We start from the raw sequence: 12458 nt of genomic DNA, 5'->3' as shown, positions 1-12458 counted from the left end.
GATCGCGCTGCGAAGGGTAGGGCATTCATGGGCAAGGACCACCGGGCGGGCCATCCTTCGCCGGTCGGCCCGGCGGTCTGGCCGCTAAAGGTCTGGCGGGCCGGACGGTGTCGGGGTAGGGGGTGGCATGACCGATGCCAGCCCAGATACCCGCCCCACCGTCCGCCTTCTGCCCAAGGGCGATGCCCGCGCCATCCGGCACGGCTTCCCTTGGGTCTACGCCAACGAGCTGGTGACCGACCGCCGCACCCGGGCGTTGGCCCCCGGCACGCTCGCCACGCTGGAGGACGCCAACCGCGTGCCCATGGGCACGGTCGCGATGAACCCCGCCAGCAAGATCATCGCCCGGATGCTGGATACGGACCCGCAGGCGCAGATCGACGAGGCCTGGTTCGCCGCCCGCCTGACCCGCGCGCTGGCCCACCGCGAGCGGCTTTACGCGGACCCCTATTACCGGCTGGTCCACGCCGAGGCCGACGGGTTGCCCGGCGTCGTCATCGACCGCTTCGGCGACACTTGCGTGATCCAGCCCAACGCCGCCTGGGCCGACACCCGGATCGAGGCGCTGTCGGCGTCCCTCGCCCGCGTCATTGGCTGCACCACGATCCTGCTCAACGCCACGGGCCGGGCGCGCAGCCTGGAAGGGTTGGAGGATCGCTCGGCCACGCTACTGGGCGAGACGCCGGAGGCGGCGGTGCCGGTTCCGATGAACGGCGCCACCTACATGGCCGACCTGACGGGCGGACAGAAGACGGGGCTCTTCTACGATCAGCGCCCGAACCATGCCTTCGTCGCAAGCCTCGCGCGCGGGGCGCGGGTGCTCGACGTCTTCGCCCACGTGGGCGGCTTCGGGCTGGCGGCCCTGGCGCAGGGGGCGACCTCCGCGCTGGCCGTCGACGGCTCCGCGCCCGCGTTGGCACTGGCCGAGGAGGGGGCGCGGCAATCGGGCGTGGCGGCGCGTTTCGCGACCCGCAAGGGCGATGCCTTCGACACGATGGCGGCCCTGGCCGAGGAAGGCGAGACCTTCGATATCGTCGTCTGCGACCCGCCCGCCTTCGCGCCGTCGAAATCCGCCCTGGAGGCCGGTCTGCGCGCCTACGAGCGGGTGGCGAAACTGGCGGCCCCGCTGGTGGCGGAAGGCGGCTACCTGACGCTGTGCTCCTGCTCTCACGCGGCGGACCTCACGCGGTTTCGCAACGCCTCTGCCCGGGGGATCGGGCGCGGCGGGCGGCGCGGGCAGATCGTGCACACGGGCTTCGCGGGGCCGGACCATCCTTTGATGCCCCAACTGGCCGAGTCGGGTTACCTCAAGGCGGTCACGTTCCGGCTGTGAGGCTGCTGCTCGACGCCTGTGTCCTTTACCCGACGGTCATGCGGGAGGTGCTGCTGGGCTGCGCCCGCGCGGGCCTCTACGCACCGCGCTGGTCGGATCGCATCCTGGAGGAATGGGCGCGCGCCACGGTCAAGCTGGGGGCTGAGGCCGAGGTCTTCGCCCGGGCAGAGATCGCGGCGCTGGCGGGGGCGTTCCCCGACGCGCGGGTGCGCTATCCGGAGGAGCTGGAACGCAGCTTCTGGCTGCCGGACCCTGACGACATCCACGTGCTCGCCGCCGCCGTGGCGGGGCATTGCGACGGGATCGTGACGCTCAACGCCAAGGATTTTCCCGGCAACCTGCTGGCGGAGGAGGGGCTGTTCCGATCGGACCCCGACGGGTTGCTCATGCGGTTGCACGACGAACTCCCGGAGGTCGTGGCGGGCGTGGCCCGCGCCACCCTGGCCGAGGCCAATCGACTGTCCCCGCAGCCCTGGACGATGCGCGCGCTGATGAAGAAGGCCCGCCTTCCGCGGCTGGGCAAACGGCTGGCGGACTGACGCGCGGCAATCGCCGGGCGCGCGCCCGTCCGGGCCTGGCGATCCCATACAGGCCTATTGCTCGCCCAGGCGTCCCTTGCGGCCGCCGCGCCTGCGGGTCAGCAAAGGCTGGCGGGCGGGCAGTTCGGCCAGGATCCGGGCACGGGTCTCCGACGTCATCGACCCCCAGGAGGCGATCTCGTCGATGGAGCGCAGGCAGCCGGTGCAAAGCCGGCTCTTCGGCTCGATCACGCAGATCTTCACGCAAGGGCTCTGCACCTCGGCCCGTTTCCAGATCTCGTCGGTCATGGGGCCCCCCTGGCATAGGTCATCCGGTCGAGCGCGCCTTGCAGGATATAGGCCGCCGCCACGTGGTCGATGATCTTGGCGCGTTTCGCACGGCTGGTGTCCGCCTCGATCAGGGCACGTTCGGCGGCGACGGTGGACAGGCGTTCGTCCCAGAAGACGATCGGCAGATCCGTCAGCCGTTCGAGGTTGCGCGCGAAGGCGCGCGTGGACTGGCAGCGTGGCCCTTCGGAGCCGTCCATGTTTAGCGGCAGGCCCAGGACGATGCCGCCCACCTCGCGCTCGGCAAGGAGCGCCAGCAGGGCGGCCGCGTCGACGCCGAACTTCTTGCGCCGGATCGTCTGGACCGGGGTGGCCACGCCGCGCAGGCGGTCCGATATGGCGACGCCGATGGTGACGGTCCCCAGGTCGAGCCCCGCCAGCGGTCCCATCGGGGGCACGGCGGCGGCGAAGGCGGTGATGTCGTCGCAGATCATTCCAGCACCCCCGCAGAGCCCGCCGCCGCGCGCAGCGCCTCCATCGCGGAGGGGTCATCGGCGAAGACCTGTTGCGCCTCTCCCCATACGGTGGCGGCGGCGGAGGTATCACCCAGCACGCCGTAGGCCGAGATGAGCCGCGCCCATTCGGACGCGGGCCCGCCTTGGGTGGCCAGCCGGTCGGAGAGTTGGGCGACCATGCCCTCGATGAAGGCGGCGCGGTCCTCGGGGGCCATGTCCTCTGCTGCGGCGATCTCCTCGGCGGAGGGGCCGGGCAGGGCGGGCAGCGTGTAGTCGATCCCCGCCTGCGCCGCGGCCCGTTCGATCTGCGAGCGGGCCATCTGCGCGTGAAAGCTCTGCGCGCCACTTTCCGCGAGTGACCGCCAGGCGCGGAAGGCCACGTCGGGCCGGCCGGTCTGGTAATACATAGCGCCCAGGAAATACGTGGCCGGGACGTTGTCCGGATCCTGCGCGAGGATCTGGCGCGCGACCGCCTCCGCCTCGGGCGAGATGATCCCGTCGGCGGCGATCACCATGAGGTCCGCTTGCCGCACGAGGTCGACAAGCTCCACCTCGTCACGCTTCAGCTCCACCACGCGGGTCTGCGCGCGGGCGGCGGCGGCAAAATTGTTGAGCTGCGATTCGTGGTAGGCCAGCAGCGTCCAGCCTTCCAGATCGTCGGGGCGGGTCGGAACCACCTGCCGCAGCTGTTCGATCTGCGCGAGGTACTCGGGATCGGCCTCCGCGGCAGGCAAGGGCGGGGTCTCGGCCTCGAGCGCCTCCTGCCCGGGACGCTGCCGGCGCATGTCCTCGGCCTGGGCGAGCCGTGCCTCCAGCGGTTGATCCGGCACGCCCGGCGCACCGGTGAACGCGTAGGTCGCGGCCCCGACGCCCGCGACCAGCAGCAGCACGAGACCGGTCGCCAGGCGGTTCACCCTTGGCGCCGCCACGCCCGTCGCCCGGTCCGCGCGGGCCGCGGCCAGCAGCCGGCGCGAGATCTCGACCCGCGCGCGTTCGGCGTCATCGGCGTCCAGCGTGCCGCGCGCGACATCGCGATCCACCTCGGCCAGCTGCGCCTTGTAGATCTCGACGTCCGGCGCGGCCTCTTCCCCGGCTTCCGGACGCAGGAGCGGGAGGGCCAGGTAGGACACGACGACCAGCGTCAGCAGGGTGCAGAGGATCCAGAACATGGGCCCTACCTAGTCAGACTGCCCGACCGGGGAAACCCCGCCCGTTTCCCTGCGACCCTCGCGCGCACCTCGATGTCGCAAAACCCGTCTCCCTTGCCGCAGGCGATGGGGTCGATTACCTCGCAGAGGTCCAAACCGCACTGGACGCACCCTTCCGTTCGAGGTCGCCCATGAAACGCTATTCCGCCTTCGCCGTCGCCCGAGAGGCCTTCCGCCAGCACACCGGCTGGAACAAGGCCTGGGGACATTCCGAACCCAAGTCGAAATACGACGTCATCGTGGTGGGCGCCGGCGGTCACGGGCTGGCGACGGCCTATTACCTGGGCAAGAACTTCGGCATCACCAACGTGGCGGTGCTGGAAAAGGGCTGGCTGGGCGGCGGCAACACGGGCCGCAACACGACGATCATCCGCTCGAACTACCTGCAGGACCCCTCGGCCGCGATCTACGAGAAATCCCGCAGCCTCTACGAGACGATGAGCCAGGACCTGAACTACAACGTCATGTTCAGCCCGCGCGGCGTGATGATGCTGGCCCAGACCGAGCACGAGGTCCGCGGCTACAAGCGCACGGCCCATGCCAACTCTCTTCAGAACGTCACGACGGAGTTCATCGGCCCCGAGCGCGTGAAGGAGTTGTGCCCGATCATGAACATCGACGGGCCGCGCTACCCGGTTCTGGGCGCGCTCTGGCAGGCGCGCGGAGGCACCGCGCGGCACGACGCCGTGGCCTGGGGCTACGCGCGGGCCTGTTCGGACATGGGCATGGACATCATCCAGCAGTGCGAGGTGAAGGGCGTCCGGACGGAAGGCGGCCGGGTGACCGGCGTGACCACCACCCGGGGCGACATCAAGTGCAACAAGCTGGCGATGGTCGTGGCCGGTCACGCCAGCGTCCTGGCCGAGATGGCGGGTTTCCAGTTGCCGATCGAATCCGTCGCACTGCAGGCGCTGGTGTCCGAGCCGATCAAGCCCTGCATGGACGTGGTCGTCATGGCCAACACCGTGCACGGCTACCTCAGCCAATCCGACAAGGGCGAGATGGTGATCGGCGGCGGCACCGACGGCTACAACAACTACACCCAGCGCGGCTCCTTCCACCATATCGAGGAGACCGTCCGCGCCCTGGTCGAAACCTTCCCCATCGTGGGACGTCTGAAGATGCTGCGCCAATGGGGCGGGATCGTGGACGTGACCGGCGACCGCTCGCCGATCCTGTCGAAGACTCCGGTGGAGGGCGTCTTCGTCAACTGCGGCTGGGGCACCGGCGGGTTCAAGGCGATCCCGGGGTCCGGCTGGGCCATGGCGGAGCTGGTGGCAAAGGGGCATTCGCCGCTGACCGATGCCTTTTCGATGCACCGGTTCCAGCGCGGCCAGTTCATCGACGAATCCGTCGCGGCGGGCGTGGCGCACTGATGGGCGACTTGTCGCCAGTCCGCTGCCTGCGACGGAACATCGCGGACGCTTCGCTCGTTTTGGATGCAATCGCATCCTTGAGGAGTACGAAGCCATGTCCGATCGCAATTCGAACCGTCCCGACGATCCCAACCGCCCGGTCGATCCCCACAGCCCCGCCGAGCCGGGTCGACCGATCGACGACGGTCGTCCGATCGGCACCGGTCGCCCGGGCGATCCCGGCCGCATCGATTCCACGCGGCCCGACGATCCCGGTCGGCCCGCCGGCACCACGATCAACAACACCACGACGAGCAGCGGCGGACGGTCTTCGGCCTTCGTGCTCGCGGCCGTGGTCATCGTGCTGGCCATCGCGGCCTTCATCTTCTTCGGCGGCAACGACGACACCATCGCAGCGGACGTTCCCGCCGACGCGGCGGTCGAAACCGAAGGGGCCGCGGATGACGTGGGCATCGTCGGCGACAACGTCATCGACGATGGTGCTGCCGCGGCCGACGAGGCAGCCACGGCCACCGGTGACGCGGCCGAAAGTGCGGCCGACGCCACCGTCGACACCGTCGATGATGCGGCCGACGCGACCGCTGACACCGTCGACGACGCTGCCGACGCGACCGAAGACGCCGCAGAAGACGCAACCGGCAACTAAGCCCGCGTCATCGCTGCGCGCGACCAACCGCGCAGGCCCTAGGGGTCTGCGCGGCTTTCGCCTGTCTGATCAATGCTTTGTCACGAGGTTCTCATGCTGATCCTGCACTGTCCCTATTGCCAGCGCGACGTGGACGAAACCGACCTGCACGCAGGCGGCGAGGCGCATCTCAAACGCGTCGGCCCCGAGGCGGACGCGGCGGCCTTCGAGCAGTATCTGTTCATGCGGCGCAACACCAAGGGCGTCCATTTCGAGCGGTGGCGTCATGTCTACGGCTGCGGCAAGTGGTTCCTCGCGGCGCGCAATACCGCGACACTGCAGGTCTACGGCACCTATTCCGCCCAGACCACCGAACCCCCAGCGCATATCACCGAAGCGATCCGCGCCGCACAGGAGAGCCAGGCATGAGATTGACCAACCACGGCCGCCTGATCGCCAAGAACCGGCCCGTTCACTTCACCTTCAACGGCAAGCGGATGCGCGGCTATTCCGGCGATACGCTGGCCTCGGCGCTGATGGGGAACGACCAGATCCTGCTGGGCCGGTCGTTCAAGTACCACCGCCCGCGCGGCGTCGTGGCCTCCGGCGCGGAAGAGCCCAACGCGCTGGTCGAACTGGGTCGCGGCGACCGGCAGGAGCCGAACCACCGCGTCACGCAGGTGCCGCTCTACGACGGGCTCGTCGCGAAAAGCCAGAACCACTGGCCGAGCCTCGAATTCGACGTGGGCGTGATCAACAACAAGCTTTCGCGTTTCCTGCCGGCGGGTTTCTACTACAAGACCTTCATCCAGCCGCGCGCCTTCTGGAAGCACGTCTACGAGCCGATCATCCGCAAGTCCGCGGGCCTTGGTGCGGCCCCCGAGACGGCGGACGATCACACCTACGAGCATTTCAACACCACCGTCGACGTCCTCGTCGCGGGCGGGGGCCTGTCGGGCCTTGCCGCGGCGCTGGCAGCGGCCAAGACCGGCGCGCGCGTGCTGCTGGTCGAGCAGTCGGCCCACTGGGGCGGGCGCGGGATCGTGGATCAGCCGCGTATTGACGGGCAGGATGCCCAGGACTGGATCGACACGACGCTCTCGACCCTGGACGAGATGCCCAACGTGACCATGCGCACCCGCACCCAATGCGCGGGCGTCTACGACCACGGCTATGCGCTGTGCAACGAGCAGCTGACCGATCACCTGGCGAAATCCGACGGACCGCGACAGCGGCTGTGGCGCGTCCGGGCGGGTCGCATCGTCACCGCGACGGGCGCGATCGAACGTCCTTTGTCTTTTCCTTACAACGATGTGCCGGGTGTTCTTCTTGCAAGTGCGCTGCGCGACTACGTCGTGAACTACGGCGTGGCCGTGGGTGAGCGGACGGTCTTGGTGACCAACAACGACGATGCCTACCGCACCGCGCTGGCCCTGGTCGACGCGGGCTTGAGCGTTCCGGTGATCCTCGATGCGCGCGCCAAGGCGGACGGCGAACTGCCCGAGCGGGCCCGCGCCCGTGGTATCCGGATCGAGACCGGTCGCGCCATCGCCGAAGTGCAGGGCGGCAAGCGCGTCACGGGTGTCGTCACCTGCGATCAGGCAGGCTCCGGCGGGAAGATCGAGGAGATTGCCTGCGATTGCGTCGCCATGTCCGGCGGCTGGTCGCCGGTGGTCCACCTGTGGTCGCACTGCGGCGGCAAGCTGATCTGGGATGCCGAGCAGGCGATGTACCGGCCCGATCCCGCGCAACCGCCGCGTGGCGCGGACGGGAACGGCTTCGTGCGCGCCGCCGGCACCGCGAATGGTCACCTCTACACCGCCGAGGCGATCGCCGACGGTTTCGCCGCCGGAAAGCAAGCGGTGCGCGATCTGGGCTTCGACAAGAAGATCGGCGCGGCGCCTCAGGGCGAATGCGCCGTCGAAGCCGCGATGGAGCCGATCTGGCTGATGCCCGCGCTGGCCCCCTACGAGAAGCGCGCGAAGATGTGGCTCGACTACCAGAACGACGTGAAGGTGTCGGACGTCCAGCTTGCGGCGCAGGAAGGTTTCGAAAGCGTCGAGCATACCAAGCGCTATACCACACTCGGCATGGCGACGGACCAGGGGAAATTGAGTAATATCAACGGCATCGCGACGCTTTCTGATGCGCTGGATAAAGAGATCCCGCAGGTCGGCACCACCACCTTCCGTCCGCCCTACACGCCGCTGCCCCTGGCCGCGATCACCGGTGTCGCGCGCGACGAGCTGTTCCAGCCCGTCCGACGCACCCCGATCCACGGCTGGCACGTGGACAACGGCGCGGAATTCGAACCCGTCGGCCACTGGCGCCGCCCTTATGCCTATCCCCGCGGCGACGAGGACCTTCACGCCGCCGTCAACCGCGAGGTGAAGAACACCCGCGAGAACGTGGGTCTGCTGGATGCCAGCACCTTGGGCAAGATCATCGTGAAGGGGCCCGACGCGGGCCGGTTCATGGACATGCTCTACACGAACATGATGTCGAACCTCGCCGTGGGGAAATGCCGCTACGGCCTGATGTGCAGCGAGAACGGCTTCCTGATGGACGACGGCGTCGTGGCACGGCTCGATGAGCAGACCTGGCTGTGCCATACCACCACCGGCGGGGCCGAACGCGTTCACGCCCACATGGAGGACTGGCTGCAGACCGAATGGTGGGACTGGAACGTCTACGTCACCAACGTGACCGAGCAATACGCGCAGGTCGCGGTCGTCGGCCCCAAGGCGCGTCGCCTGTTGCAGAAGCTGGAAAGCGACATCGACCTGTCCAGGGAGGCCTTGCCCTTCATGCAGTGGGTCGAGGGCACGATCGCGGGCATCCGCGCACGGGTCTTCCGCATCAGCTTCAGCGGCGAGTTGTCGTTCGAGATCGCCGTGCCCGCAAGCCAGGGCCGCGCCTTCTGGGACATCCTCTGGCGCGAGGGCAAGGACCTGGGCGTGATGCCCTACGGCACCGAAGGGCTGCACGTCCTGCGGGCCGAGAAGGGCTTCATCATGATCGGTGACGAAACCGACGGGACGATCATTCCGCAGGACCTTGGACTGCACTGGGCGATTTCGAAGAAGAAGACCGATTTCCTGGGCAAGCGGGGCCAGATGCGCGATCACATGCAGGATCCGCACCGCTGGAAGCTCGTCGGGCTCGAGACCACCGACGGGACGGTGCTGGAAGACGGCGCCTATGCCCCCGAGGAGGGCGAGAATGCCAACGACCAGCGCAACGTGCAGGGGCGGGTGACGTCCACCTACTACTCGCCCACGCTGGACCGCGGCATCGCCATGGGGCTGGTGAAGGATGGGCCCAACCGGATGGGAGAGGTGATCGGCTTCACCACGACCTCCGGCGGTCTGCAGGAGGCGCGGATCGTCGATCCGGTCTTCTACGACAAGGATGGGGAGAAGCAGAATGTCTGATGCCGTAACCGCATTGATGAACCGCGAGACGCATGGATCGGTGCAGGTCCGGGACGCGGGCCTGCAGGGCATGATCTCGGTCCGGGGGGACCTGTCGGACGCGCGCTTGGCCGCGGCGGTGAAGGCCGTCACCGGCGGCAAGGTCCCGGAATCGCTGTCGATGACGACGCGGGACGGCACCTCTGCCCTGTGGATGTCGCCGGACGAGCTTCTGCTGCTGGTCCCCTACGGAGAGGTCGCCGACCGGATGGACCGCTTTGCGAAAGGGGCGAAGGATCTGCACCACCTGGCGGTCGACGTCTCGGATGCGCGCGCCGTGCTGGCGGTGGAAGGGCCGTTCCTGCGCGAGGTGCTGGCCAAGCTTGCCCCCGTCGATCTGCACCCCGATGTGCTGAAACCCGGCACCGTGGTGCGCACGCGGCTGGGACAGATCGCGGCGGGCTTCTGGCTGGAGGACGAGACCAGCGCGCGGGTCATCTGTTTCCGCTCGGTCGCGGACTACGCCTTCGATCTGCTGGCCGCTTCCGCCAAGGCCGGTCCGGTGGGGCACTTTCCGCGCGGAACCTAAAGGGCGGGGGTCGGGTTGACGCGGTGAGCAATCGCGCTTCTATGACGCGCGAGACCAAACCAGATGAAGGGGCCCAAATCATGGCTTTCGAACTTCCCGACCTTCCCTACGCCCACGACGCGCTCGCCTCCAAGGGCATGTCGAAGGAGACGCTGGAATACCACCACGACAAGCACCACAACGCCTACGCCACCAAGACCGCCGACATGGTCAAGGGCAGCGAGTGGGACGGCAAGTCCATCGAGGAGATCGTCAAGGGCACCTTCGACAGCTCCTCGGTGACGCAGTCGGGCCTGTTCGACAACGCGTCGCAGTACTGGAACCACTGCCAGTTCTGGGAAATGATGTCGCCCTCCGACAGCAAGATGCCGGGTGAGCTGGAAAAGGCCATCACCGACAGCTTCGGCTCCACCGACAAGTTCATGGAAGAGTTCAAGACCAAGGGTGGCGGCCAGTTCGGCTCCGGCTGGGTCTGGCTTGTCAAGGACGCCGACGGCGGCCTGAAGGTGACGAACACCGCCAACGGCATCAACCCGCTGTGCTACAACCAGACCGCGCTGCTGGGCTGTGACGTGTGGGAGCACGCCTACTACCTCGACCATCGCAACGCGCGTCCCGCCTACCTCGACAACTTCCTCAAGGAGTTGGTCGACTGGGAAAACGTCGCCAGCCGGATGTAATCCGCGCCGCGATCCAGTTAAGGAAAGGCCCGTGCCCCGGCGCGGGCCTTTTTCGTTGGAGACGAGCCCATGACCGGTCCCACCCTGGCCAAGATCAAAACCGCCGCAGCCACGCTTGCGGACGCCACGATCCGTACCCCCGTGTTGTCGCTCGGATCGGACCGGTTGCGGCCACATCTGCCGGAGGGCGCGCAGGTGACCGTCAAGCTGGAGCTTTTCCAGCAGGCCGGCAGCTTCAAGGCGCGGGGGGCCTACCTTGGGATCCAGGCCCTTGGCCCGGAGGAGAAGGCGGCGGGCGTCGTCGCGGCCTCCGGCGGCAACCACGCGCTGGCGGTCAGCTGGGCCGCGCAGGCGGCGGGCGTTTCGGCGCGCATCGCCATGCCCCGCAGCGTCGATCCCTTGCGGATCGACGGCTGCCGCACGATGGGGGCCGAAGTCAGCCTGCACGACGACATGCCCGCGGCCTTCGCAGAGATGGACCGCGTCGTGGCGGAGGAGGGGCGCGGCATGATGCATCCCTTCGAAGGCGCGCACATGACCCTTGGGGCCGCGGTCTGCGGCGCGGAATACCTGTCCCAGGCACCGGACCTCGACACCTTCGTGGTGCCGGTGGGCGGCGGCGGGCTGATTTCCGGGATCGCGCGGGCCGTCAAGCTGCTGCGCCCCTCCGCGACGATCATCGGGGTCGAACCCGTCGGGGCCGACAGCCTGACGCGCAGCCTTGCCGCGGGCGCGCCGCAACGGCTTGAGCGGATCGACACGATAGCAGACAGCCTGAGCGCGCCCACGGCGATGCCCATGAGTTTTGCCGTGGCGCAGGCCCACGTGGACCGGATGGTGCATGTGACCGACGACCAGATGCGCGCGGCGATGCGTCTCTACATGGATCACCTGCGCCTGGTGGCGGAACCGGCCTGCGCGGCCAGCCTTGCCGCTCTCTGCGGTCCGTTGGCGCAGGATCTGGCCGGACGCCGCGTGGGGATCATCGCCTGCGGGTCGAACATCTCGCTCCAACGGTGGCAAAGCCTGATCGGCTGAACGGAACCCCGGCGCGCGGCAGCCGTTGGTCCTCCAGAACCAAGGAGGTAGCACAATGGCAGAGCGCCTGAAATCGAAGGATGGCCGCAGCGAAACCGAAGAGCTGATCGGTAATCCCCCCGAAGCCCCCGACAAGGCCGGCACCGACGGTGGTGCCTTGGGACGCCGCGTCGGCAAGCGTGACGAGGAAGACCGCGTCATGGACAGCCCCGACACCACGACGGACGCCCGCAAGTCCGACAAGATCGCAACCGGCACGGATACGCGCGATGACTAAACTCAACAACGACGCTTGGGTCGTCGTCGCCGACGGTGAGAAGGCCCTGTTCCTGCGCAACGTGACCGACGGCGAGGATCCGAACCTCGAGGTGATCCGCAAGGAAGAGCAGGACAACCCCAAGGACATCGACCAATCCGCCAATCGTCCGGGCCGCGTGGGCCAAAGCGCCGGCCCCGGCAAGAGCGCCTACGACGACACCGACTGGCACGAGTTGGCCAAGGACCGCTTCGCCGCGGATCTTGCCGACATGCTCTACGAGCGGGCCCACAAGGGCAGGTTCAAGGAGATCGTTCTCGTGGCGGCACCGTCGGTCCTGGGTGAGCTGCGCGACAAGCTGCACCAGGAAGTCTCCGACAAGGTGGTGGGCGAGATCGACAAGACGCTCACCAACCATCCGGTTCAGGACATCGAGAAAATCGTGAAGTCCGAACTGGCGGGCTGAGACGGTGTAGGGCAACGGGCGTCTTCGCGACGCTGCGCTTCGCCTGCGCCTGCTGCGTGATATCGCTCGATCTTCGCGAATGGCCTGCAAGGGGCCGCCTTTCCCCGGGGCGGCCCTTTCGCTTGCGCCTCCGCGTGATCCACGCCACCAAGG

At 68.1% G+C, this 12458-nt stretch carries 14 protein-coding genes; 11 read left to right on the top strand and 3 right to left on the bottom strand.

Translation table 11 applies throughout. From position 1 onward, the window contains the following. Positions 1 to 127 precede the first annotated feature (127 nt). Entirely contained in the window at positions 128 to 1333 is a 1206-nt protein-coding gene (locus EU805_RS06355) for an RSP_2647 family RNA methyltransferase (protein ID WP_129763111.1), read from the top strand. Beyond that, positions 1330 to 1872, top strand: a complete 543-nt coding sequence (locus tag EU805_RS06350) for an RSP_2648 family PIN domain-containing protein (RefSeq protein ID WP_129763110.1) — start codon at positions 1330 to 1332, stop codon at positions 1870 to 1872. Before EU805_RS06355 ends, EU805_RS06350 begins: the two co-directional genes overlap by 4 nt. A 54-nt stretch (positions 1873 to 1926) precedes the next feature. On the opposite strand, the gene EU805_RS06345 is transcribed toward EU805_RS06350, so the two are convergent. From EU805_RS06345 to ccmI, 3 genes are read right to left on the bottom strand one after another with little or no spacing between them, the layout of a single operon-like run. Further along, positions 1927 to 2160 carry a DUF1289 domain-containing protein gene (locus EU805_RS06345; protein ID WP_129763109.1) on the bottom strand — a complete coding sequence of 78 codons (234 nt, stop codon included), beginning with the start codon at positions 2158 to 2160 and terminating at the stop codon, positions 1927 to 1929. Then, positions 2157 to 2633 carry a Holliday junction resolvase RuvX gene (gene ruvX / locus EU805_RS06340; RefSeq protein WP_129763108.1) on the bottom strand — a complete coding sequence of 159 codons (477 nt, stop codon included), beginning with the start codon at positions 2631 to 2633 and terminating at the stop codon, positions 2157 to 2159. Before ruvX ends, EU805_RS06345 begins: the two co-directional genes overlap by 4 nt. Next, on the bottom strand, positions 2630 to 3823 hold the full coding sequence (ccmI, locus tag EU805_RS06335; protein WP_129763107.1) for a c-type cytochrome biogenesis protein CcmI: 1194 nt from the start codon (positions 3821 to 3823) through the stop codon (positions 2630 to 2632). Before ccmI ends, ruvX begins: the two co-directional genes overlap by 4 nt. Positions 3824 to 3993: 170 nt before the next feature. Between ccmI and EU805_RS06330 the strand changes: the two genes are divergently transcribed. The 9 genes from EU805_RS06330 (at position 3994) to EU805_RS06290 (ending at position 12305) form a co-directional block, all read left to right on the top strand. Beyond that, positions 3994 to 5238, top strand: coding sequence for a sarcosine oxidase subunit beta family protein (locus tag EU805_RS06330; protein ID WP_129763106.1), 1245 nt, complete (start codon positions 3994 to 3996; stop codon positions 5236 to 5238). Positions 5239 to 5332: 94 nt separating this feature from the next. Next, a complete protein-coding gene (locus EU805_RS06325) occupies positions 5333 to 5884 on the top strand; it encodes a hypothetical protein (RefSeq protein ID WP_129763105.1) in 552 nt (183 codons plus the stop codon). Positions 5885 to 5977: 93 nt separating this feature from the next. Further along, positions 5978 to 6292, top strand: coding sequence for a sarcosine oxidase subunit delta (locus tag EU805_RS06320; RefSeq protein WP_129763104.1), 315 nt, complete (start codon positions 5978 to 5980; stop codon positions 6290 to 6292). Beyond that, on the top strand, positions 6289 to 9297 hold the full coding sequence (locus tag EU805_RS06315; RefSeq protein WP_129763103.1) for a sarcosine oxidase subunit alpha family protein: 3009 nt from the start codon (positions 6289 to 6291) through the stop codon (positions 9295 to 9297). Before EU805_RS06320 ends, EU805_RS06315 begins: the two co-directional genes overlap by 4 nt. Beyond that, complete coding sequence (locus EU805_RS06310; RefSeq protein ID WP_129763102.1) at positions 9290 to 9865, top strand: sarcosine oxidase subunit gamma; 576 nt, start codon at positions 9290 to 9292, stop codon at positions 9863 to 9865. The genes EU805_RS06315 and EU805_RS06310 overlap by 8 nt, the downstream gene beginning before the upstream one ends. Positions 9866 to 9945: 80 nt before the next feature. Next, the gene (locus tag EU805_RS06305; protein ID WP_129763101.1) at positions 9946 to 10545 is read left to right on the top strand and encodes a superoxide dismutase; all 600 of its coding nucleotides are present in this window, start codon (positions 9946 to 9948) and stop codon (positions 10543 to 10545) included. Positions 10546 to 10614: 69 nt separating this feature from the next. Further along, positions 10615 to 11583 carry a threonine/serine dehydratase gene (locus EU805_RS06300; protein WP_129763100.1) on the top strand — a complete coding sequence of 323 codons (969 nt, stop codon included), beginning with the start codon at positions 10615 to 10617 and terminating at the stop codon, positions 11581 to 11583. A 55-nt stretch (positions 11584 to 11638) separates the two neighbouring features. After that, entirely contained in the window at positions 11639 to 11860 is a 222-nt protein-coding gene (locus EU805_RS06295) for a hypothetical protein (RefSeq protein ID WP_129763099.1), read from the top strand. Next, positions 11853 to 12305, top strand: coding sequence for a host attachment family protein (locus EU805_RS06290; RefSeq protein WP_129763098.1), 453 nt, complete (start codon positions 11853 to 11855; stop codon positions 12303 to 12305). Before EU805_RS06295 ends, EU805_RS06290 begins: the two co-directional genes overlap by 8 nt. Positions 12306 to 12458 lie beyond the last annotated feature (153 nt).

Origin of the sequence: Salipiger sp. IMCC34102, assembly GCF_004145405.1 — a bacterium.
Taxonomy (GTDB): Bacteria; Pseudomonadota; Alphaproteobacteria; order Rhodobacterales; family Rhodobacteraceae; genus Loktanella.
The sequence above is the reverse complement of the archived record's forward strand: the minus strand, read 5'-3'. Positions and strand labels throughout refer to the sequence as shown.